Here is a 20,696-nt window from a genome sequence, read left to right on the forward strand (position 1 = left end):
TCACATTACCGGTTCAAATAGCAGATTGTTGTGAATCTGCCAAACCAACAACCAAAAAATAAAAAATTTGAAAGGGAGATACAATCATGGATAACAAACGTTATGTAGGTACTTACTATCAGGAGTCAGAGCTTGTTTCAAAAATTGATGAGCTTCGTGCTCAAGGGCATCGCGAAGATGATTTATACGTAGTAGTGAAAGATAAATCGAACCTTTCAATGGTTCAAGGTTCAACGGATGCAGAAGTAAAAGAAACGAAAGCGTCATGGCTTGATCGCTTTTTCGGAGTAGCAGACGAAGGAGATGAAGTTCGTCACACTTTTGATAAACTCGGTTTTTCAGAAGAAGAGACAGCGCGCTACCATCAAGACATCGAGAACGGTGGCATGGTTCTCTTGTTAGATACGAATGACGGCGTGTTCGATAATGGTCGTAACGATACGTTCGAGGGCGGTCGCACATCAGCAGGTTATGGTTCAGAAGGGAATGAGGCAGGTAACACGACTGCTCATAACCTTGGCACAACTGGGGCTGGGATTGGCGCTAACCGTTTAAATGATATGGACGAAGACATCCGTAACCGTACGGACTTGACGGACGAACAGAAACTCGAGTTGCACGAAGAGCGTCTCCTTGTGAACAAGGAACGTGTGCAAACCGGTGAAGTTCGCGTCGATAAAGATGTCGTCGAACGTGAAGAACGCGTGGACGTTGAAGTAGAGCGCGACGAAGTGTATGTTGAACGCCGCCGCGTCGACGGAGACCGTGAAGCGACAGGACATTCTTATGATGCGACGACAGAACGTGATGAGATTCGCGTTCCAGTCACGGAAGAACGTGTCAATGTGACGAAAAAAGATGTCGTGGCCGAAGAAATTGTCGTAGGCAAAGAAAAAGTCAAAGATACGGAAGAGGTACGTGAGACGTTGCGTAAAGAAGAAGCGCATATCGAAGGGGATGATGACCTTCGTCACCGCGATCATGATCACACGCGTCGCGATGAGCGTGACCGCCTCTAATCGATTGACCAGTATCTCGACAAGGATGGCTCTCTCTAAGGGACCATCTTTTTTTTCGCCAATTGTCACCATAGGAGGACGAAAGCTATGAAACATGCGATTATCTCAGAAGTATTTGATCAGCCGGAAACGCTGCTCAATCGAACGGTCGATTTGAAACGAGAAGGTTACGCCGAAGAGGACATGTACGTCCTCGTCAAACGAGCTGACGTCGCGGACGTGGTTCGACGCCAGTCGAAGTTATATGTGCTCGTCACCGACGAACCGGGTACGGTCGCCTCACTCGTCACATCGAGCGAGCGACCGATTGAACGCTGGATCGGCAGCATGCGGCTCACGAAGGAGCAACAGGATCGCTTCACGCAGGAAATCGAGCAGGGACGACTCTTCTTGTACGTCGATGCCGACCGTGGCGACCAATCGTTTAAGGTCGACCGTCCAAAAATGAAATTAGAACCGGAGACGGAAGAACAGACGCTTGCCTTGCACGAGGAGCGCTTGACCGTCGAGAAACAAGCAGTACAAACGGGTGAAGTCGTCATCAATCGCTACATCATAGAAACCAATCAAGAGATAGAGGTTCCGGTCTTAAGAGAACAAGTTCATGTAGAGAGGAAAGCCGGTTCAGAGGATGTGCTCGAGGACTACGACTTTAATCGGTCGGGATTTCGTACGATTGACGAAGGGGATCATCTCCGAATTCAAGTCATCGAAGAACGGGCGTTCGTCGTGAAGCGACCTGTCGTCGTCGAAGAAATTGTTGTTCGGAAGCGTGTGACGGAAGAGATTGAGACATTGACCGAAACGCTCCGTAAAGAAGAACTCAAAGTGAGGGAAGTCGGGCAAGCCGATGTGACCATTGATAACCAGACAACCCAAAAGGATGAGGAACGATGAACAAAAGTCGATTTGTAGGCACTTATCAGAATGAGGCGGCTCTCGTCGCTAAAATCAACCAATTGACCGAACGAGGCTATGAGGAGCGCGATTTATATGTCGTCGCGCGAGACAAAGATGACATCTCGCTCGTCAAACGTAAGACCGATGCGAAAGTGGAAGAAGCGAGCGCGAACTGGATGCAAAAGTTCGCAGGTGTGACCGAAGGCGAACAGGAAGTGAAGCGGGTATTGCTTGACCTCGGTTTTGCTGACGACGACGTCAACCGCGCTTATGGCGATATTTTGAACGGAGTCTACGCTTTGATTCTCGATGAACCGGACACAGGATTCAATGACGGGAACACTCTGGCGTTCGAAGGGCACGAAGCGAATGGGGCGTTTGGTGATAATCCGGAAAATGAACAGAAAGATTGATTGAAACCGTCTCGATGAGAGGCGGTTTTTTTGATTGTAAAATGTGATGAAAAAAAGAAATAAAAAGTTTTATGCAAACGATTGCATTCTCGTTTCAGTTGTGTAAAATGAAAGGTGAGATTAAATACAGCGCTTTCATAGACAAACGGTTGCATAAACTAGTTGTCCGACGAAGGTAGCCTTGTAGAGAAAAAGGAGTGGCAGACAGATGAAACGATTGTTTGCAGTCGATGAATGGAAAGTAACAGAGGAAGGTCTTCACCCGAAAGAGAACCGCCTTGCAGAATCCATCACATCGCTCGGGAACGGGCATATGGGGATGCGAGGAAACTTTGAGGAAGATTACTCGAATGATACGCACCAAGGATTCTACGTGGCGGGCGTCTACTACCCGGACAAAACACGTGTCGGTTGGTGGAAGAACGGATACCCTGAATACTTTGCCAAAGTGTTGAATGCGACAAACGTCATCGGTCTCCGCGTGGTCATCAATGGGACACCGGTCGACTTGGCGAAATGGGAAGTGAAAGATTTCACCCGTGAGCTCGACATGCAGCGTGGTGTCCTCACACGGACGTTCACCTTGATGAACGGGACAGAAGAGACGAAAGTGGAAGTCGTCCGCTTCTTCTCAATCGTGGATAAAGAAGTCTTGGCCATTCGTTACAACGTCACACCTGTCAACTACGAAGCAAAAATTGAGTTCACGCCATATTTAGATGGCGATGTCGTCAACGAAGACTCGAACTACGATGAGAAGTTCTGGCTTCCGGTCGACCGTGGTGTGGAAGAACGTTTCGCTTTCGTTACGACGAAGACGAAGAAACTCGACTGGCATGTCACGGCATCGATGATCGCGGACGTAGAAGGTGCTCGTTGTGAAGTGCTTGAAGCGACAGATTTGTTCGTTGCCAACAAGTTCACGGTCAACGTAGCTGCTGGTGAGACAGCGACAGCCTACAAATATGTGTCGGTCGTCACGAACCGCGACCACGAGATTGAAGCATTGCAGTCAGCTGGGATGACACGTGTCGAAGCGGCGTTCGAAAAAGGATTTGAGACACTTCTCGCTGAACAGACGGAAGCATGGCTCGCACGCTGGGAAGATGCGGATGTTCGTATCGATGGAGACATCGAAGCTCAACAAGGAATCCGTTTCAACATCTTCAACATGTATCAAACATATACAGGTGAAGACTCACGTCTTAACATCGGTCCAAAAGGATTCACAGGTGAGAAGTACGGCGGTGCGACGTATTGGGATACTGAAGCCTACTGCCTGCACTTCTATTTGGCGACAGCCAAACCAGAAGTCTCATGGAACTTGCTCAAGTACCGTCACAACCAATTGCCACAGGCGAAAGAGAATGCTGTGAAGAATGTCGGTATGGAAGGTGCGCTTTATCCGATGGTCACAATGAACGGGGAAGAGTGTCACAACGAGTGGGAAATCACGCATGAAGAGATTCACCGTAACGGTGCGATTGCCCATGCGATCTTCAACTACACGAACTTCACAGGCGACAAGTCGTACCTTGGACAATACGGATTGGAAGTATTGGTCGAGATCTCGCGTTACTGGGCTAGCCGCGTCAACTTTGTCCCGCACAAAGACGTGTATATGATCCTAGGCGTCACAGGTCCGAACGAATATGACAACAACGTCAACAACAACTGGTATACGAACTTGATCGCCGCATGGACGCTCGAATATACGCAAGAAGTGTACAACTACTTGAAAGAGGCAGAACCTGCACGTCTCGAAGAGCTCGTATCGACACTCGGCATCACGGATGCTGAACTTGCGAAGTGGGCAGACATCCAAACGAAGATGTACTATCCAAAAGATGATCTCGTTCCAGATGTGTTCATGCAACAGGACGGATTCATGGATAAAGAGCAGATTTTGGTGAAAGACCTCGATCCGAAACATCTTCCACTCAACCAAAACTGGTCATGGGATCGCATCCTTCGCTCGAACTTTATCAAACAAGCTGACGTCCTCCAAGGACTCTATACGTTCGGTGACCGCTTCACGGTCGAACAGAAACGTGCAAACTTTGACTTCTACGAGCCACGCACGGTTCACGAATCGAGCTTGTCACCATGTGTCTACTCGATCATTGCGGCAGAAGTCGGTTATGAAGACAAAGCGGTCGAATTGTACCAACGTTCGGCGCGCCTTGACCTCGACAACTATAACAATGACACGGAAGACGGATTACACATCACGTCGATGGTCGGTTCGTGGATGTCCATCGTTCATGGATTCGCCGGAATGCGCATTCAAGAGGATAACCTCTCGTTCAGCCCGATGATTCCGAAAGATTGGAACGGTTACTCGTTCAACATGCTCTGGCGCGGCCATCACTTGACGGTCACATCATCACGTGAACAAGTGACAATCAAGCAAACAAGTGGTACAGATGTGACCATCCATGTATATGGAAATGCAGTGACAGTTCCTGCAAACGAGTCGATTACAATTGAAACAGTGAAAGCGTGACCAATCGTTTCATACGAACAAGCCGACCTCGGTCGGCTTGTTTTTGTGTGAAAAACTTATCGGATTTCCTGCATATTTGCTGTATGCAGCATGAATAATCTATGTTATCTTGATTCTTAGCTATTTTGAGAAAGGGGAGTTGAAGCTTGACGGAAGCCGTTAAAGAACATACACGAATCGGGGTTGTCTCGATCATCGGAGGATTGTTCGTTGCCTTATCCATGACATTATTTTTAATTCCAGCTGGCGTCTATTCGACAGGATTTACGGGTCTTGCCCAAATCTTGACGAAATTGTTAGAGGGTACACCGCTTGAACTAGGGGAAGGACTCTGGTTCTTTATTCTGAACGCACCACTGCTCGTCGTCAGTTATTTTATGCTCGGGCGGAACATGATGATCCATACGCTGGTCAGTGTCGCCTCGGTCACGTTGTTCATTCGTTTGCTTCCGCAATCGCAGCTTCTCTCGGACGATCCGCTTTTGAACGCTGTATTTGGCGGTGTGCTCTTGGCAATCGGCTCGGGGATCACGATTCGGTATGGAGCCTCGACGGGTGGCTTTGATATTGTCGCATTGATTTTGGCGAAATTCACGAACAACTCGGTTGGGGTCTATCTCTTCTTGATGAACATGATGATCGCCCTCGCAGCAGGTGCCTTGTTCGGATGGCCGACAGCGCTTTATACGATCGTCTTCTTGTATGTGACGTCAAAAGTCATCGATGAGATTTACACGAATACACAGCGTCAAACGCTCTTCATCGTGACGAATCACCCGGAAGAGGTGACAAAGGAACTACATCAACACGTGTTCCGCGGGATCACGCTCATGCCGGCAATCGGGACGTACTCGAAAGTCGAGAAGGCGACGCTCATGATGGTTGCGCAACGACACGAAGTGCGTGAGATTACGCGAATCTGTAAAGATGCAGACCCATCGGTTTGGATCAATATCTTGCCGACAGAGGACGTCGAAGGGACGTTCCGTCGCTAAACATGCATGAATGAATCACAAAAAAGAGGGGTCCGGCCACCGAACATCGGTGACCGGACCCCTCTTTTTATCAAAAATCTTTAAAACCGGCTAGTTATGTCCCAGCCTCTTTCGTTATGCCTTAATGCCAAGTCGCTCTTCTAAGAAGAGGGCAATCCCGTCATCCATATTTGAAGCCGTCACTTCGTTGGCTACATTCTTCAATTGGTCGATGGCGTTCCCCATCGCGACACCGGTACCGACATAGTCGAGCATCTCGAGGTCGTTCTCTTCGTCACCGAAGGCGATAATGTGCTTCCGGTCAATGTTCAAGTGCTTCGAGACCTCTTGAAGCCCAAGTGCCTTCGATGTGTTTTTGCTCATGACTTCAATCATATGTTCGGGCATACGCCACTGACGGTTCAATACCGCCTCCGCATGAATGTCGTCGAGTTGGGTGCGGACGTGCTCGACGTGATCTTTTGTCGCATGAATCAATAGGGACGTCGGTTCGTCCTGCAAGTGTTTCAACAAGTTACCTGATGTGACGCTGAGCGCACGTTCTGCATACGGACTATAGAACTCTTGCGGGTCCTTTTGGAAGTACACGTGGTCCGTCACTTCGACGACGATGTTGTGTGCTTTCGTATCCGCCACTTCTTCAATGATGTCATGGGCGGTCTTGAGCGGGATTGGGCGGTGTGTCACCGCGTAATTCGCATCTTTTGGGTGATGTACGAGCGCCCCGTTGAAGTTGACGAGTGGTGTCGTCAATCCCATTTGCTCATAGTACATGATCGAATGGCGCTTTGGACGCCCTGTGGCGATCATGACTTCATGACCAGCTTCACGCGCCGCTTGAAGAGCGCGGAGGTTTCGTTCGCTGATTGTTTTATCATCTCTTAATAACGTTCCATCTAAATCGACTGCGATTAAATAACGTGACATCAGTCATCCTCTTTTCTTCACAATGATGTTTCTACGACCGTATCATATTTTTCGATTCGACGGAAAGAATATACAATCGAAGTCGCATATTCTATTCGAACAATGCTATACTAATGTCGTATGAATTTTTACGAATCATCTGTGAGATGGAGGGGACGTTCAATGCGTTATTTAGTGACATTGATCTGGGCGATTGTGCTCTCGAATACAGCGGTATTTATCATTTCTGCCGTTGATGGTGTAGAGTTCAACGCGATGCTCGCGACAGGATTTGGCGTGGCCATCACAATCTTCGTTGCACTTCTCGATGTCTTGAATCAAGACATGGGAATCAGCGACGTTGCACAAGAGAAGTAAGCCGTCTACAATCAAACTGACTCGTGCATGAGTCAGTCTTTTTTCTTTATCCAACATAGAGGAGGATCACACATATGAAAAACCCTGAAAAACGCGCGAATTTTATCACGTTCGCCATTATCGGTGCGATTATCGTCATCGGAATCGGTTTGTTGTACTTTTTAAATGGAAACAATACTGACGATGGTGTCAACGCCGTCACAGCAGATGAATTGCAACAACAATTAGATCAAGATGGTGAAGTCGTCGCTTACTTCTGGCAAACGGGCTGCGAATACTGTGAGCAAGTGAAGCCTTATGTCGAACCCCTCATCGAAGAATATGATGCGGTCTCCATCAACTTGGCTGACCATAACGTATGGACGACGTATGGGATTGAAGGTACGCCGACTATCATCCGATTTGAAGATGGAAAAGAGGTCGGTCGCATTGAAGGAGCGGTCTCTGAACAACAATATGAGACGTTCTTTAAAAATGAGGAGGCCAAAGAGGAATGAAGCGTCGTTTCTACCAAACGTTATTTGAGCTGAACGCCTCGCCTTGGATCGCCACACGCCTCAAGCGTTTCGCAGAATCAGATGTGAGTCGTCACTTGATTCCATCGTTTGCAAAAGTATATGACATTGCGGTAGAAGAGGCAGAGCAACCGCTTGCTGCCTATCCATCACTGCATGCGTTCTTTACTCGTCACTTGAAGCCGGGAGCGCGTACGATTGATGAGTCATCCGATACCCTCGTGTCACCGTGTGATGGCAAGTTATCGGTCATCGAATCGATTTCAGAAGACAGTCGTTTCGAGGTGAAAGGTCAGTCGTATACGCTTGCGGAGTTACTCGGTTCTCAACAAGAAGCAAGACGTTATGCAGGGGGGACGGTCGTCGTCCTCTACCTCAGTCCGCGCGATTATCACCGCGTCCACACACCGCTCTCTGGTCGTGTGCTCAGTCACTATGAGCTCGGGGACCGTTCGGCGCCGGTGAATGAAATCGGATTGACGGAGACGGTTCGACCGCTCTCACGCAACTACCGTCGCGTGACGCGCTTTGACAGCCCAGCCGGAACGTACGAACATATCATGGTCGGTGCCTTGAACGTCAACACGATTGAGTGGACGCTCGAAGGAGACCAGGCGGGCAAAGGAGAAGAGGTGGGATACTTCTCGTTCGGTTCGACCGTCGTCCTTTGTTTTGAGAAGGATACGATTCAAATGGACCGTGAAAAGATCGGTCCGGTTCGACTCGGTGAAGTCATCGGGACAATCAAATCCAACTAATTTTGTGTCAATTTTCTTCCGACCGAACGATAGACTAGTCGTTTGGTCGGTTTTCGTTTACCATAGAAGGGATATCAATACTTGTATAAGTAGTTGAATCGTTTAGCTAATTGGAGGAATTTTACGTGTTTAATCGACTTTATCCGAAACAGTTCGTCGCGTCTGTGTTTGACATCGACCTACAAGAATTGAAAGACCGTGGGGTGCGCGTCATTTTGACGGACCTTGATAATACACTCGTGGCGTGGGACGTCCCACATGCGCCAGAGCTTTTATTGATGTGGCTTGAAAAAGTGAAATCATACGGTTTCGATGTGATTGTCGTATCAAATAATAACGAGAATCGTGTACGAACATTTACGGAGCCGCTCGGCCTTCATTATGTCGCTCGTGCTAGAAAACCATTACCATCTGGATTTAAAGCGGCACTCTCGAAATATGGGTACTCGCCGAAGGAAGCCATCTTCTTAGGGGACCAGCTGTTCACAGACGTTCTCGGGGCGAACATGGCGGGCATTCATGTCATTCATGTGCAACCGGTCGTCAAAACGGACGGACTCGTCACGAAATTTAACCGGATGCTCGAAAAAGTGGTCTTCGCACATATGAAGCGTCGTGGGAAGTATGTATTGATCACGAAAAAAGTGGAAGAACTTGCCGTTGACGCACAACGGGCAAAAGTCGCGGTCGCTGAAAAAATCGGTGAGGCCATGCATCCACGTTCCGAAGATTCACATAAAAAAGATGAATAAGACCTCGAACGCACAGGAAGAAGGAGGCTGCCCATGTACGGCGAGCAAGGCGTCGGAATTAACGCTTCAGGAGTAGCAGCGAGGTGCTACGGTGAATGAAGAAGGGGAAACCTGAACGGCAGTAAGTATAACTATGGAAGAAACAAAACGATATTGCGCTGGGTGCGGCGTAGCCATCCAAACGGAAGACCCGAACGGGGTCGGCTATGCACCGAAATCGGCACTTGACCGTGAGATTGTCATTTGCCAACGTTGCTTCAAATTGAAGCACTATAACCAAGTTCAAGATGTGGAGTTATCAGATGATGACTTCTTGCGCATCTTGAACGGTATCAGTTCAAAAGAAGCACTCGTTATCAAAATCGTCGACATTTTCGACTTCAATGGCAGTTGGCTTCCGGGTCTTCAACGCTCAGTCGGGTCGAACCCGGTACTGTTAGTCGGAAACAAGGTCGACTTGTTACCGAAGTCGGTCAACCCGAACCGGATGGCGAACTGGATGAAGGCAGAGGCAAAAGAACTCGGCTTGAACCCAATCGACGTTCATTTGATCAGTGCGAAAAAAGGACATGGCATCGATGAACTCGCTGAAAAGATTGAGTACTACCGCAAAGGCAAAGACGTCTTTGTCGTCGGTTGTACGAATGTCGGGAAGTCGACACTCATCAACCAGGTGATCAAACGTTTCGGTGAAGAGGATGAAGCCATCATCACCGTCAGTCATTTCCCGGGAACGACGCTTGACTTGATCGACATTCCGCTCGACGATGATGCGAACTTGTACGACACACCAGGAATCATCAACCGTCATCAAATGGCACACTATGTCGATGCGAAAGATTTGAAGACGATCACACCGAAGAAAGAAATCAAGCCGCACGTGTTCCAGTTGAATCCGCAACAGACGCTCTATTTCGGCGGATTGGCACGTTTAGATTATCTTGAAGGAAATAAGCGATCGTTCGTCATTTATATGTCGAATGAATTGAAAGCACACCGTACGAAACTCGAACGTGCCGATGAGCTCTATGACCAACATATTGGGAAGATGCTCAACCCGCCGAATGAGAAGACACTCGAAATCTTACCGCCACTCGTCCGTCATGAGTTCAGCTTACGAGACGGCGTGAAAACGGATATCGTGTTCAGTGGTCTCGGTTGGGTCGCGATTCACGGAAAAGGTGGTCGTATCGCAGCATGGGCTCCAAAAGGCGTCGCAGTCACACTTCGCGAGGCGCTCGTATGAATCTGGCCGTCATCGGTCACCCGATTGCTCATTCGCTCTCTCCCCAACTGCACGAGCAGTGGTTGAGGGCGTCTGGGCTTTTCGGGCGTTATGAGGCCATCGATGCCACACCAGATCAACTCCCAGCCTTATTTGCGGCAATGCGAGAAGGGGACTGGGATGGATTCAATGTCACGATTCCCTATAAAGAGGTGGTCGTTCGGTATCTCGATGACCTTGACGAAGCGGCGAAACATGCTGGAGCCGTCAATACGGTGTATAAACGAGACGGGCGACTTATCGGGACGAATACGGACGGGGCAGGTCTTGTCCAAGCGCTGATGCCATACACAGACTTTACAGGGCGTGTCCTGATTGTCGGTGCCGGAGGAGCGGCTCGTGGGATTGTCCAAGCTCTCCCGACGCGTGACGTGACGATTGTCAATCGAACAATGGAACGGGCAAAAGCGCTCGCCGACACGTTCGGAGTCGTCTACACGACGTTCGATGAGATGGACGTCTCTCGATATGATGTCATCATTCAGACCACTTCTGTCGGGATGGACGAGAGATCGACACCACTTTCATTAGAAGGATTACGACAAAACACGGTCATTTGTGATATCATATATCGTCCACTTGTCACCCCGATGCTTCAAGAAGCGAAACGTCGCGGAGCCAAAGTTGTGACAGGTGTAGCCATGTTCGTCGGGCAGGGCGCGCTCTCGTTCGAGAAATGGACGGGCGTGAAACCGGACGAAACCGTTGGGAAAAAGTTAATCGAAGGATTATTGGAGGAATAATATACTATGTTATCAGGTAAACAAAAACGCTTTTTACGCGCAGAAGCGCACCATCTTTCACCGATCTATCAAGTTGGGAAAAATGGAGTCAGCGAAGCGATGTGTAAAGATATCGCGGACGCACTCGAAAAACGTGAATTGATTAAGGTCCAAGTACTTCAAAACTGCATGGACACGCCGAAAGATGTCGCTGGCGAGTTAGCTGAAGGCACACAGGCTGAAGTCGTTCAAGTGATTGGAAAAGTCATCGTCTTGTACAAAGAGGCGACCGAGAAAGAAAATCGCCAAATCAAACTCCCATGAGCCGGATCGGCTTGATGGGCGGAACGTTCGACCCGCCGCATCTCGGACATCTGTTAATCGCGGAACAAGCGCGTGAACAGCTTGAACTTGATGAGGTGTGGTTCCTGCCGGCTGCGATTCCACCTCATAAGGTCGGGTTCAGCTCGGCAGACCACCGAATCGAGATGACGCGACGCGCCATACAAAATCAGTCCGACTTCAAGTTGAACTTGATTGAGTTTGAACGGAGTGAGCCGTCTTATACGGTCGAGACGATGAAACGGCTGATCGAACAGTATCCGAATGATGAATTCTACTTTTTGATTGGTGCCGATTCACTCGTTTCGCTCGAATCCTGGTATGACTATGAGACGCTCATCCGTCTTGTCACGTTCGGTGCGGTCGCACGGCCGGGGACACGTTATTTGATTCCGGAGAAGGCAGACGTCCGCGCGATTGACATGCCGCAACTCGAAATCTCATCGACGGACATCCGGGAACGGGCGAAACGAGGCAAATCCATCAAATATCTTGTCCCGACGCCAGTCGAGGAGTATGTGAAGGAGCATAAGTTGTATGACGTTTGAAGAAGCGCACGAGTTGATTAAACAGACGCTGCCAGAAAAACGCTATATCCATACGCTCGGTGTCGTCGAGACGGCGGAACGCATGGCGGTTCAATTCGGTGAAGAGGTCGAACATGCTCGTATTGCTGCGATGCTTCATGATTATGCGAAGTACTTTGACGTCGAAGAAATGCGTCGAGTCGTCGTGGAAGAAGGGTTAGACCCGAATCTACTTGAGTACGGGGACGAACTACTTCATGCGCCGGTCGGTGCGATTCTACTTTCCCGTCAATACGACCTGGATGACGCGGTGCTCTCGGCGATTCGAAATCATACGACGGGAGAGCCCGGGATGTCTCGGCTCGACCAAATTCTGTTCGTGGCTGATGCCATCGAACCGAATCGGGATTATCCCGGCGTCGACCGGTTGCGGGCAGAAGTGGAGCGTTCGCTCGAAGCGGCGGTTGTCGCGACACTGAAACAAACGATTGAATTTTTATTGAAGAAGTCGGTGCGTATTTTTCCACTGACGATTGAAACGTATAACGATTTTGTGAATATACCTTAGGAGGGTCAATATGACTGCAAGAGAAGAATTAGAATTGATTGTTAAAGCGGCTGACGATAAACGTGCCGAGGAAATCGTTGTACTCGACATGGAAGGGATTTCGCCAATCGCGGATTACTTCGTTATCTGTCACGGGAACTCGGAGAAGCAAGTCGAAGCGATCGCACGTGAAATCAAAGACGTTGCTGGCGAAAACGGCTTACCACTCCACAAGTTCGAAGGAATGGACACGGCACGTTGGGTCCTCGCTGACCTCGAGAACGTCGTCGTCCACATCTTCCATCGTGATGACCGTGATTACTACAACCTAGAGAAATTGTGGGCTGACGCGCCACACGTCGAAGTGGAAGTCGGCTAATGGCTTACGAAGGATTCGCCTATGTATACGACGAGTTGATGAAAGACGCGCCGTATGATGAGTGGGTCGCTTTCGTGCGTCGTCACGTCCAAGATGGCGCGACACTCGCGGATGTCGGGTGCGGGACCGGGTCGGCGACGATTCGCCTCGCTGAACATTACGATGTCATGGGGATCGACTTATCCGAGTCAATGCTCGAAGTCGCACAAGAAAAGGCGCTCGAGGTCGAAATCGAGTTGCCGCTTTGGGAACAAGATATGCGTGAGTTGGAGTTACCGGAACCGGTCGATGCGGTGACGATTCTCTGCGACTCCCTTTGCTATTTGCGAGACGAGGCGGACGTGATTGATACGTTTGAATCTGTCTACAATCAACTCAAACCAGGCGGCTTGTTCATCTTTGATGTCCATGCTCCGAACAAGATGCAGACGCTCTTCAACCAAAAGACGTATGCGTCAAACGGAGAAGATTGCTCATATATTTGGTTTGCCGACCCGGGAGAAGCCCCGCTGTCGGTCGTTCATGACTTAACATTCTTCGTCGCGCTTGAAGATGGGACGTATGAACGGATCGAGGAGACGCATGAACAACGGACATATGAACCAGGGCAGTATATGCAATGGTTGATTGGTGCCGGATTCCACGTCAAATCGGTCACATCAGATTTCACCGAACGTGCACCAGGAGCGGATGCGGAGCGCATCTTCTTCGTAGCCCAAAAATAAGGAAGACCTCATCGTAGATTAGCGATGGGGTCTTCATCTATATCAGGAGTTTAATGCCCGATTTATAAATTCAGCTTTAGCTTCAGTATATTTTTCTCTGTCCTCACGAAATTCAGTTGCTAATTGCTTTTTTAGAAGCCCGTACTCCTTCGCGAGTAAAGGAGATTCCCGTAACTTGTCTCGAAATTCAATCTGTTCTTCACACCGTTTTTCTGTGCCTTTCATGAGATGCAAATGAGCAACTCGTTTATCATTTTTCACTTTCACAAAAAATCTGCGCCAGGGCTTTCCATCCAATTCTGGTGGTACATAGTGCCAACCGTATGCGGTTAAAGTATCAACAATCGCATTCATCATGTCAAACGATTCGATACGAATCATCACATCTATAATTGGTTTTGCAGGTAGACCGGGAACCGCTGTACTACCTATATGTTCTGCTCCTTTAATATCAAACTTTGAAAGTAAGTCGGACAACTCTCTTGTTTCACGTAGACCTTGAGCTTTCCATTGCACATTGGCATCTTCTATTTCGATTGCTTCATATGCCCAAATAGGAATATTTAATTGTTCAGGATTCTCTTCTTTCATTAGTTTAGTTCATCTCCTTGAAAGTATTCTCTGTGGGGAAGCTAATCTTGAAAAGAATAAAAGACCTCATCATAAGAGAATGTGAATAAGATCTTTTGGATGATCATGCTTCGTGGCTGAACTGCCACTGGACGCCGAACTGGTCTTCGAGCATGCCGTACGCCTTGCTCCAAAACGTCTCTTGAAGCGGCATCAAGACACGTCCGTTCACAGAGAGCGCCTCGAACTCACGATGGATGGCCTCGAGGTCGTCTGTGACGACAGCGAGCGTGACATTGTCACCGAATGTGACCGGTCCGTCAGGCATCGCATCAGAAAACATGAGCGATGAGCCGTGAATCGATAGTCGGGTATGCAGCACGAGATTAGCCATTTCACTCGGCACCGGTTGACCGTCTGGACCAGGTTGGTCACCGAACGTCATGATGTCTGGAGCGGCGTGATTGAACACATCGGCATAGAAGTTCACGGCGTCTCGACAATTCCCATTAAAGTTGAGATACGGATTGATCGGCATAGCAAGTTCCACCTCGAATTCATAATATTAATTATAGAACGTATGTTCGTGAATGGCAAGAGAGTCCAACTAAATTCAATTGTGTGGTTGAACATGATTGAGAGTTGGGAATAGAGCATATAGAGAACAAACTAGAAAGAAGGCGAAGTATTATGAAGCTCACGAAAGGACGTATCCTCGAATTTGGATTCGTCTTGTTCATGGCAATCATACTCGTCACATCTATCATTGAAGAATTATGGTTCGATGCGAGTGTGGCGGGGGCCGGAATCATTTCCGGGCTCATCCCGTTCTTCATTGAAAAGACGTTTAAAACAGAACTTGACGGCAAGATGAAGGTGGCGTATATCCTGTTCTTGTTTGCCTCCCAGTATTTAGGCTCGATTGTCGGACTATACGGGAATGGTTGGTGGGACACGTTCCTTCATCTCTTAAGCGGAATTTTTCTCGCATTCCTTGGATTCGACTTCTTCAGTAGGCTCGATGATGACATTCGGACCGAGATCCCGAAACGATTTTTGTTCGTATACATTGTCGTCTTTTCCATGGCTGGGGCGGCACTTTGGGAAATGTATGAATTCACATCTGACGTCGTCCTGAACACGACGATGCAAGGGAACGGGAATGACGATACGATGGTCGACATCATCGCGGGGTCCCTAGGCGGTATCTTGGCAGCATTTTTCGTCGTGACGCTCCATCAACGTGAAAAATCCAAACAAAAGAGACATATGAAAAAAAGTTCGTGATTCACGAGCTTTTTATTTGTAATCATTCTAATCTTTAATTAATATCAAGATTGTAATGATTATAAATAATGGGAGGCAATCATATGGATCAACACCGTCAACTAACTACTAACCAAGGCGTACCAATCGGGGATAACGCCAACTCCATCACTGCGGGTCGTCGGGGCCCGACGCTTCTCGAAGACTACCAACTAATTGAGAAATTAGCGCATTTCGATCGTGAACGAGTACCAGAACGTGTCGTTCACGCGAGAGGCGCAGGGGCGCATGGTGTCTTCACTGTAAAAAATAGTATGAAACGCTATACGAAAGCCGCATTCTTGCAAGAAGAAGGGCAAGAGACGCCTGTGTTTGCGCGCTTCTCGACCGTCATCCACGGATTAGGTTCACCTGAGACGCTTCGTGACCCACGCGGTTTCGCCGTCAAGTTTTACACAGAAGAAGGGAACTATGATTTCGTCGGAAACAACTTACCGGTCTTCTTCATCCGTGACGCGATTAAATTCCCGGACGTGATTCACTCGCTCAAGCCGGACCCACAAACGAACCTTCAAGACCCGGACCGCTTCTTCGACTTCATGTCGCTCACACCTGAATCAACGAACATGCTCGTGCATCTCTTTAGTGACGAAGGCATTCCGGCATCGTATCGCCACATGCGCGGGTCATCCGTCCATTCCTTCAAGTGGGTGAATGAATTCGGCAACACGGTGTACATAAAGATGCGCTGGGTACCGAAGCAAGGAATTCAAAACTTGTCGATGGAAGAAGCGGCGAAAATCCAAGCAGAAGACTTCAACCATGCGACACGTGATCTGTTCAACGCCATTGAAAATGGAGACTATCCGGAATGGGATCTATATGTACAGATTCTCGACCCAGCGGATATGGACAACTTTGACTTCGACCCGCTCGATGCGACGAAAGATTGGTTCGAAGATGTCATCCCGTATCAATTGGTCGGAACGATGACCCTCAACAAAAATGTCGACAACTTCTTCGCCGAGACTGAGTCTGTCGGTTTCAACCCAGGCGTCCTCGTACCAGGGATCCAGCCGTCAGAAGACAAGATGCTCCAAGGACGACTCTTCTCGTATTCGGATACGCAGCGTTACCGCATCGGACCGAACTATCTCCAACTCCCAATCAACTGCCCATTCGCTCAAGTCGCGAACAACCAGCGTGACGGGGCGATGCCGTTCAAGCAACAGACGAGTCCGGTCAACTACGAGCCGAACCGTTACGAAGACGCGCCGAAGCCAAATGCGGACTATATCGAGACGCCGCAACCGATCACAGGCGTGACGGGTCGTCAGAAGATTGAGAAGACGAACGACTTCGGACAAGCCGGAGAGGTGTATCGTCGCTATTCTCAGGAAGAGAAGGATGCGCTCGTTCGTAACCTCGTGGCGCATATCAAAAAAGTTCGTCACGAGAAGACCGTTCTCCTCTTGATCTGCAACTTCTATCGTGCGGACCGTGAACTCGGAGAGCGTCTCTCGAAAGAGTTGAACATCGATCTCGCACCATTTTTGAATCAAATGTCGAACTAAACACGTAACCGCGGTCTTACACCGCGGTTTTTTGTATGATGAAAGGAAATATCAAAGTGAACACAAAAAAGCCCATGGCGACAATCATCTGTAGAATGCAGTTACCATAAACACATTCAGCCAAATGACTAGCCATGAGCTACACTTATTTGTATTTAGCGTCTTGTGAACTACTCACCACTTATTTGCTTCGCAAATTGAAGTGGGAGCTTCTTGGGAAGACCGTGCTCTTACCAGCCACGGTTATGGACCAAGCTCGTCGGGCAGTCCCTGCCCTGAATGGTTGTCAGTCGGCCAACATCAACAGGTTGATGCTCGCGTTGATGTCACGGTCATGATGCGCGCCACAGGCACACGTCCATTCACGGACATCCATCGCTTTCTTCTCGCCCTTTACTCCGCAAGTGGAACAGATTTGCGTCGATGCGAACCATTGGTCGGCCTTGATGAGCGTCCGTCCGTAGAACTTGCATTTGTATTCGAGTTGCCGGACGAACTCGTGCCAACTGACATCCCCGATGGACTTCGCGACCTTGTGGTTCTTCATCATGTCCTTCGATGTCAATGTCTCCACGACGATGACTTGGTTCTCGTCAACGATTCGTTTCGACAGTTTGTGAAGGAAATCTTTGCGTTGGTTGGCAATCTTTTCGTGTTTTTTAGCTAAAAGTAATTTGGCTTTTTCACGATTCTTGCTCCCAATCTTCTTTCGCGACAGCGCCCGCTGTGCCTTCTTGACCTTCGCTTCGGATTGTCGGAGAAAGCGAGGGTTGTCGATCTTCTCCGAGACCATCGCATCGTTCGTCATGACGGCGAAGTGTTTTAGACCGAGATCGATCCCGACCTTGTTCTCGGCTGGGATCCATGGTTCATCGTCCTGTTCGACGAGCAGGGAGACAAAGAACTTGCCTGTCTTGGTCATCGACACAGTCGCCGACCGGATGACGCCCTCGAACGGACGATGTTGGGTGAACCGCACGAACCCGGCCTTCGGCAGCCGAACCTTGCCCGCCTCGATGCGGATCGTGCCATGTTGGTTGTTCGTCATGTAGGAAGCGCGCGACCGCCATCTCGATTTGAAGGCCGGGAAGCCGCCCGTCCCGGCGAAGAACTTCGCGAACGCGGTGTCGAGGTTCAGCTTCGCGTTCGCGAGCGCGAGGCTGTCCGCCTCGGCGAGGAACGGGAACAGGGGCTTGTAGGATGCGGGTGTCGCCGGTTTCCGTCTCGTCCCGTCCCCCGCCTTCGCCTCCTCGCGGATGGCGATGCGGTCCTCGAGCAGCTTGTTGTAGATGAACCGGGCGCAGCCAATCGTCTTGATGAGGAACTCGGCCTGTGCCGGCGTCGGGTGGAGCCTGTATTTGTAGCCTTTCAGCATGTCCGTCCCTCCTCCCTCCAGCAGATCGTGATGTATCTTCCTCATCCGATACCCGCGAAGGGGGATGGAAAATCTGACGGAATCACGAACTTTTGTTCGTCCTATCTGTCACAAGGGGAAAAGATGTTTGGACCGGACGATTCATCTCCCACCTACGCTGGGCTACGCCCCGAGACGCTTAGAGGAGGGAGAATTATCGCCTACTTTTGTTAAAATAAATAATAGAGTCAATGAGAATCAAGACACCAGATAGAAGTCCCATTAGAACAATATAAACAAGTGTACGTTCTAGTAAAGGATTTGGCGCTTCTGTTATCCCGTTGCTATACGATATAACCTCTATCAAAAAAAGCGAGAACAAAGTAAAGAAAACACCTATAAATCCAATTTTATGCATATCATCTCTCCTAATAGTTATTCCCCGACCATCCCGTCACCGTCTCGGTCGTCCATATACTGGTACAACCAATGGTCACGCGTAATCGGCATCTCGAATCCGGCATTTTTGGCTTCTTTGATCGTCACTTGTCCATTTCCGTCAAGGTCGATATCGGATAATTCACGTTCCTCGACCGGCTCCGTCGTCACTGCAGGAGGGGAATCATCCGTCAATCCGAGCGATTCGTTCACTTCCTCCGGATCCACGTTATCATACGTATCGGTGACCGTATTGCCCCGTACGGTATACGTGTATTGGTAGCGGGAAGGAATCTGAGTCGTCGTGTTCGGATAGGTGATGATGGCTTCGAAGTCTTTCGCCCCGCCAGCCTTCCGGATGACATCTTCCATGAATGCCTGGTCGCCGTAACGGTTGAGTGCGCTGTTTTGTGGCGTGATGTTATAGGCGTTCGAGACACCGCCAAGTGAATCGGCGATGATATGGCCTTCGTCGAGGTTCGGGTCTTCGACACCCGGAACTTTTGCCTCGTCTGCATAATAGCGTCCTGAAGAATTAACGTCTTCGGTTTCATCGTCTTGAAGCGTGATTTCGTCGGCAATCACACGAACCAGTTGACCATGTTCGTTCGTGAACGCCCAATACTCACGATCGCCGAAGCCGATATCGACGACGACATTCGCTTCACGTGTGCCGGACTGATCGCCGCCATCGACCTCGATCTTCGTATAGCCTTCAAAAAGATCGCCTTCAGATTCAGGGATCTCGGTGGTTTGTTCCTCTTGTACAGGTTCCTCTTCAACTGTTTGCTCAGTTGACGTCGATGTCGGGACGCTCACATCGGCATCCGTACAACCGGAGAGGAGCAGCACCCCAAGCAGAAATGGAATGTAAAATGGTATTCTTTTCATCTATCTCGCTCCTTATTCGAAGTTACACTGTCGTATTTACTATGTAGCTTATAATGATAGCATAAGAAGACGAGATGTGAGCGTCCTCCCTCAAAATGTGCTCGATGGATTCCTCTCATTTGTGGATTCAGAGAGCTTATGCCAAGATTGAAAAAAAGGGGGAAGAACGTATGAACGAAGTGATTGAGACTTTATTGAACCACCGTTCCGTCCGCGATTTTACGGACGAGAAATTGACAGACAAACAAATCCAGACCATCGTCGAGAGCGCACAACGGGCATCGACGTCTAGCTTTATCCAAGCCTACTCCATCATCGGGGTGACCGATGAAGCGAAGAAGAAACGACTTGCCGAGATTGCGGGCAACCAGTCCTATGTCGTCGAGAACGGTCACTTCTTCGTTTTTTGTGCGGATTTGCACCGCCATGAAGTGATTGGTGAACTGCAAGAAACAGAAGTGTCCTCAACACTTGAGACTGATGAAAAGTTGCTTGTCGCGGTGATCGACGCTGCACTTGCCTCTCAAAATGCAGCAGTGGCGGCAGAGTCGATGGGGCTCGGAATTTGTTATATCGGTGGCATTCGGAACGACCTCTTTGCGGTGAAAGAAGTGCTCGTATTGCCGGAACGGGTCATTCCGCTCTTCGGGATGGCCGTCGGTGTACCGGCCTCAGTCGAGGATCAAAAACCACGCTTACCGTTCCAACATGTCTACCATGAAAATATGTATGAAGCGAATCCAGAACGGATGAAGCAGTCCCTTTCCGATTACGATGCGTTGATCCACGATTACTATATGGTCCGTGGCTCGAACCCGCGTAAAGATACGTGGACTGGTCAAATGGGGCGCATGTTGTCGAAATCGACACGGCTTGACGTCAAAGACTTTTTGAAAGCACAAGGCTATTTGAAGCAATAAGATAAACCGCCGAC

Annotated in this window: 24 protein-coding genes; 19 read left to right on the plus strand and 5 right to left on the minus strand. The window is 49.1% G+C overall.

Going from position 1 to position 20,696, the window contains the following annotated elements:
* Window positions 1-86: 86 nt before the first annotated feature.
* The 5 genes from KNO73_RS00480 to KNO73_RS00500 all read left to right on the plus strand — a co-directional run bounded on the left by KNO73_RS00480 (window position 87) and on the right by KNO73_RS00500 (window position 5,833).
* Window positions 87-1,019: a YsnF/AvaK domain-containing protein gene (locus tag KNO73_RS00480; protein ID WP_078146453.1), complete on the plus strand. Its 933-nt coding sequence runs from the start codon at window positions 87-89 to the stop codon at window positions 1,017-1,019.
* 87 nt (window positions 1,020-1,106) lie between these two features.
* Window positions 1,107-1,916, plus strand: coding sequence for a YsnF/AvaK domain-containing protein (locus KNO73_RS00485; protein ID WP_214758421.1), 810 nt, complete (start codon window positions 1,107-1,109; stop codon window positions 1,914-1,916).
* The gene (locus KNO73_RS00490; protein WP_215111902.1) at window positions 1,913-2,332 is read left to right on the plus strand and encodes a YflT domain-containing protein; all 420 of its coding nucleotides are present in this window, start codon (window positions 1,913-1,915) and stop codon (window positions 2,330-2,332) included. Before KNO73_RS00485 ends, KNO73_RS00490 begins: the two co-directional genes overlap by 4 nt.
* A 208-nt stretch (window positions 2,333-2,540) precedes the next feature.
* Window positions 2,541-4,838: a glycoside hydrolase family 65 protein gene (locus KNO73_RS00495; RefSeq protein WP_078146456.1), complete on the plus strand. Its 2,298-nt coding sequence runs from the start codon at window positions 2,541-2,543 to the stop codon at window positions 4,836-4,838.
* Between the two features lie 146 nt (window positions 4,839-4,984).
* A complete protein-coding gene (locus KNO73_RS00500) occupies window positions 4,985-5,833 on the plus strand; it encodes a YitT family protein (RefSeq protein WP_215111903.1) in 849 nt (282 codons plus the stop codon).
* Window positions 5,834-5,947: 114 nt separating this feature from the next.
* Here the strand turns inward: KNO73_RS00500 and KNO73_RS00505 are convergent, their stop codons facing one another.
* Complete coding sequence (locus KNO73_RS00505; protein WP_214685871.1) at window positions 5,948-6,760, minus strand: Cof-type HAD-IIB family hydrolase; 813 nt, start codon at window positions 6,758-6,760, stop codon at window positions 5,948-5,950.
* A 162-nt stretch (window positions 6,761-6,922) separates the two neighbouring features.
* On the opposite strand from KNO73_RS00505, the gene KNO73_RS00510 reads away from it, so the two are divergent.
* The 11 genes from KNO73_RS00510 (at window position 6,923) to KNO73_RS00560 (ending at window position 13,669) form a co-directional block, all read left to right on the plus strand.
* Window positions 6,923-7,117, plus strand: coding sequence for a YjzD family protein (locus KNO73_RS00510; protein ID WP_074032676.1), 195 nt, complete (start codon window positions 6,923-6,925; stop codon window positions 7,115-7,117).
* Window positions 7,118-7,191: 74 nt separating this feature from the next.
* Window positions 7,192-7,614: a thioredoxin family protein gene (locus KNO73_RS00515; protein ID WP_031421245.1), complete on the plus strand. Its 423-nt coding sequence runs from the start codon at window positions 7,192-7,194 to the stop codon at window positions 7,612-7,614.
* Window positions 7,611-8,390: a phosphatidylserine decarboxylase gene (locus KNO73_RS00520; RefSeq protein WP_215111904.1), complete on the plus strand. Its 780-nt coding sequence runs from the start codon at window positions 7,611-7,613 to the stop codon at window positions 8,388-8,390. Before KNO73_RS00515 ends, KNO73_RS00520 begins: the two co-directional genes overlap by 4 nt.
* A 125-nt stretch (window positions 8,391-8,515) precedes the next feature.
* On the plus strand, window positions 8,516-9,142 hold the full coding sequence (locus KNO73_RS00525; RefSeq protein ID WP_015880994.1) for a YqeG family HAD IIIA-type phosphatase: 627 nt from the start codon (window positions 8,516-8,518) through the stop codon (window positions 9,140-9,142).
* Window positions 9,143-9,275: 133 nt separating this feature from the next.
* Window positions 9,276-10,388: a ribosome biogenesis GTPase YqeH gene (gene yqeH, locus KNO73_RS00530; protein WP_015880995.1), complete on the plus strand. Its 1,113-nt coding sequence runs from the start codon at window positions 9,276-9,278 to the stop codon at window positions 10,386-10,388.
* Complete coding sequence (gene aroE / locus KNO73_RS00535; protein WP_078146459.1) at window positions 10,385-11,170, plus strand: shikimate dehydrogenase; 786 nt, start codon at window positions 10,385-10,387, stop codon at window positions 11,168-11,170. The genes yqeH and aroE overlap by 4 nt, the downstream gene beginning before the upstream one ends.
* A 6-nt stretch (window positions 11,171-11,176) precedes the next feature.
* Complete coding sequence (gene yhbY / locus KNO73_RS00540) at window positions 11,177-11,473, plus strand: ribosome assembly RNA-binding protein YhbY (protein WP_015880997.1); 297 nt, start codon at window positions 11,177-11,179, stop codon at window positions 11,471-11,473.
* Complete coding sequence (locus tag KNO73_RS00545) at window positions 11,470-12,039, plus strand: nicotinate-nucleotide adenylyltransferase (RefSeq protein WP_078146460.1); 570 nt, start codon at window positions 11,470-11,472, stop codon at window positions 12,037-12,039. Before yhbY ends, KNO73_RS00545 begins: the two co-directional genes overlap by 4 nt.
* Complete coding sequence (gene yqeK, locus KNO73_RS00550; protein ID WP_078146461.1) at window positions 12,029-12,586, plus strand: bis(5'-nucleosyl)-tetraphosphatase (symmetrical) YqeK; 558 nt, start codon at window positions 12,029-12,031, stop codon at window positions 12,584-12,586. Before KNO73_RS00545 ends, yqeK begins: the two co-directional genes overlap by 11 nt.
* Before the next feature lie 10 nt (window positions 12,587-12,596).
* A complete protein-coding gene (rsfS, locus tag KNO73_RS00555) occupies window positions 12,597-12,944 on the plus strand; it encodes a ribosome silencing factor (protein ID WP_015881000.1) in 348 nt (115 codons plus the stop codon).
* Complete coding sequence (locus KNO73_RS00560) at window positions 12,944-13,669, plus strand: class I SAM-dependent DNA methyltransferase (RefSeq protein ID WP_078146462.1); 726 nt, start codon at window positions 12,944-12,946, stop codon at window positions 13,667-13,669. Before rsfS ends, KNO73_RS00560 begins: the two co-directional genes overlap by 1 nt.
* 42 nt (window positions 13,670-13,711) lie before the next feature.
* On the opposite strand, the gene KNO73_RS00565 is transcribed toward KNO73_RS00560, so the two are convergent.
* Both KNO73_RS00565 and KNO73_RS00570 read right to left on the minus strand, forming a co-directional pair.
* Entirely contained in the window at window positions 13,712-14,260 is a 549-nt protein-coding gene (locus KNO73_RS00565) for a GrpB family protein (RefSeq protein WP_215111905.1), read from the minus strand.
* 103 nt (window positions 14,261-14,363) lie between these two features.
* Window positions 14,364-14,777 carry a VOC family protein gene (locus KNO73_RS00570; protein WP_214685879.1) on the minus strand — a complete coding sequence of 138 codons (414 nt, stop codon included), beginning with the start codon at window positions 14,775-14,777 and terminating at the stop codon, window positions 14,364-14,366.
* Between the two features lie 152 nt (window positions 14,778-14,929).
* On the opposite strand from KNO73_RS00570, the gene KNO73_RS00575 reads away from it, so the two are divergent.
* Window positions 14,930-15,526, plus strand: a complete 597-nt coding sequence (locus KNO73_RS00575; protein ID WP_078146465.1) for a DUF2238 domain-containing protein — start codon at window positions 14,930-14,932, stop codon at window positions 15,524-15,526.
* A gap of 83 nt (window positions 15,527-15,609) precedes the next feature.
* The gene (locus KNO73_RS00580; RefSeq protein ID WP_078146466.1) at window positions 15,610-17,079 is read left to right on the plus strand and encodes a catalase; all 1,470 of its coding nucleotides are present in this window, start codon (window positions 15,610-15,612) and stop codon (window positions 17,077-17,079) included.
* A gap of 286 nt (window positions 17,080-17,365) precedes the next feature.
* Here the strand turns inward: KNO73_RS00580 and tnpB are convergent, their stop codons facing one another.
* On the minus strand, window positions 17,366-18,454 hold the full coding sequence (tnpB, locus tag KNO73_RS00585) for an IS200/IS605 family element RNA-guided endonuclease TnpB (RefSeq protein WP_215111906.1): 1,089 nt from the start codon (window positions 18,452-18,454) through the stop codon (window positions 17,366-17,368).
* Between the two features lie 414 nt (window positions 18,455-18,868).
* The gene (locus KNO73_RS00590) at window positions 18,869-19,762 is read right to left on the minus strand and encodes a DNA/RNA non-specific endonuclease (protein WP_078146469.1); all 894 of its coding nucleotides are present in this window, start codon (window positions 19,760-19,762) and stop codon (window positions 18,869-18,871) included.
* Between the two features lie 170 nt (window positions 19,763-19,932).
* Between KNO73_RS00590 and nfsA the strand changes: the two genes are divergently transcribed.
* Window positions 19,933-20,682: an oxygen-insensitive NADPH nitroreductase gene (gene nfsA, locus KNO73_RS00595; protein ID WP_078146470.1), complete on the plus strand. Its 750-nt coding sequence runs from the start codon at window positions 19,933-19,935 to the stop codon at window positions 20,680-20,682.
* The last annotated feature ends 14 nt before the right edge of the window (window positions 20,683-20,696 follow it).

The sequence above is a fragment of the Exiguobacterium sp. s83 genome (genome assembly GCF_018617095.1).
Lineage (GTDB): Bacteria > Bacillota > Bacilli > Exiguobacteriales > Exiguobacteriaceae > Exiguobacterium > Exiguobacterium profundum.

Excerpts from the sequence above, each read along its gene's own strand:
- KNO73_RS00480 (WP_078146453.1), top strand. The coding sequence starts at position 87 with ATGGATAACAAACGTTATGTAGGTACTTACTATCAGGAGTCAGAGCTT.
- KNO73_RS00485 (WP_214758421.1), top strand. The coding sequence starts at position 1,107 with ATGAAACATGCGATTATCTCAGAAGTATTTGATCAGCCGGAAACGCTG.
- KNO73_RS00490 (WP_215111902.1), top strand. The coding sequence starts at position 1,913 with ATGAACAAAAGTCGATTTGTAGGCACTTATCAGAATGAGGCGGCTCTC.
- KNO73_RS00495 (WP_078146456.1), top strand. The coding sequence starts at position 2,541 with ATGAAACGATTGTTTGCAGTCGATGAATGGAAAGTAACAGAGGAAGGT.
- KNO73_RS00505 (WP_214685871.1), bottom strand. The coding sequence starts at position 6,760 with ATGTCACGTTATTTAATCGCAGTCGATTTAGATGGAACGTTATTAAGA.
- KNO73_RS00510 (WP_074032676.1), top strand. The coding sequence starts at position 6,923 with ATGCGTTATTTAGTGACATTGATCTGGGCGATTGTGCTCTCGAATACA.
- KNO73_RS00515 (WP_031421245.1), top strand. The coding sequence starts at position 7,192 with ATGAAAAACCCTGAAAAACGCGCGAATTTTATCACGTTCGCCATTATC.
- KNO73_RS00520 (WP_215111904.1), top strand. The coding sequence starts at position 7,611 with ATGAAGCGTCGTTTCTACCAAACGTTATTTGAGCTGAACGCCTCGCCT.
- yqeH (WP_015880995.1), top strand. The coding sequence starts at position 9,276 with ATGGAAGAAACAAAACGATATTGCGCTGGGTGCGGCGTAGCCATCCAA.
- aroE (WP_078146459.1), top strand. The coding sequence starts at position 10,385 with ATGAATCTGGCCGTCATCGGTCACCCGATTGCTCATTCGCTCTCTCCC.
- yhbY (WP_015880997.1), top strand. The coding sequence starts at position 11,177 with ATGTTATCAGGTAAACAAAAACGCTTTTTACGCGCAGAAGCGCACCAT.
- KNO73_RS00545 (WP_078146460.1), top strand. The coding sequence starts at position 11,470 with ATGAGCCGGATCGGCTTGATGGGCGGAACGTTCGACCCGCCGCATCTC.
- yqeK (WP_078146461.1), top strand. The coding sequence starts at position 12,029 with ATGACGTTTGAAGAAGCGCACGAGTTGATTAAACAGACGCTGCCAGAA.
- rsfS (WP_015881000.1), top strand. The coding sequence starts at position 12,597 with ATGACTGCAAGAGAAGAATTAGAATTGATTGTTAAAGCGGCTGACGAT.
- KNO73_RS00560 (WP_078146462.1), top strand. The coding sequence starts at position 12,944 with ATGGCTTACGAAGGATTCGCCTATGTATACGACGAGTTGATGAAAGAC.
- KNO73_RS00565 (WP_215111905.1), bottom strand. The coding sequence starts at position 14,260 with ATGAAAGAAGAGAATCCTGAACAATTAAATATTCCTATTTGGGCATAT.
- KNO73_RS00570 (WP_214685879.1), bottom strand. The coding sequence starts at position 14,777 with ATGCCGATCAATCCGTATCTCAACTTTAATGGGAATTGTCGAGACGCC.
- KNO73_RS00575 (WP_078146465.1), top strand. The coding sequence starts at position 14,930 with ATGAAGCTCACGAAAGGACGTATCCTCGAATTTGGATTCGTCTTGTTC.
- KNO73_RS00580 (WP_078146466.1), top strand. The coding sequence starts at position 15,610 with ATGGATCAACACCGTCAACTAACTACTAACCAAGGCGTACCAATCGGG.
- tnpB (WP_215111906.1), bottom strand. The coding sequence starts at position 18,454 with ATGCTGAAAGGCTACAAATACAGGCTCCACCCGACGCCGGCACAGGCC.
- KNO73_RS00590 (WP_078146469.1), bottom strand. The coding sequence starts at position 19,762 with ATGAAAAGAATACCATTTTACATTCCATTTCTGCTTGGGGTGCTGCTC.
- nfsA (WP_078146470.1), top strand. The coding sequence starts at position 19,933 with ATGAACGAAGTGATTGAGACTTTATTGAACCACCGTTCCGTCCGCGAT.